At 38.1% G+C, this 247-nt stretch carries 1 protein-coding gene; it reads left to right on the top strand.

Annotated elements, in window-relative coordinates; genetic code table 11:
* A partial coding sequence (locus ACKX14_RS16315; RefSeq protein ID WP_479685987.1) for an arsenate reductase/protein-tyrosine-phosphatase family protein occupies positions 1-247 on the top strand: 247 nt, incomplete at both ends.

Genomic DNA, 247 nt, shown 5'->3' with positions numbered 1-247 from the left:
AAGATCAATCAGAATAGCAGAGAAATATGGGATAGATATCACAGATCAACGTTCCAGAAAAGTCCGCAGTATTGACTATGAGGAATTTGACCTCATTTTCGCCATGGACACCCAAAATTATAAAGATTTGATGGAGCTGGCTCGGCCTGATGAACAAGAGAAAATCAAATTAATTCTCAATGAGATTTATCCTAATGAAAACCGCAGTGTACCGGATCCATATTGGGATGATAGTGGATTTGAAAAG

Source organism: Thermorhabdus hydrogeniformans, from assembly GCF_049310025.1.
Classification (GTDB): Bacteria; Bacillota; Thermosediminibacteria; order Thermosediminibacterales; family Tepidanaerobacteraceae; genus JBJYKD01.
This window is presented reverse-complemented; position numbering and strand designations above follow the sequence as displayed.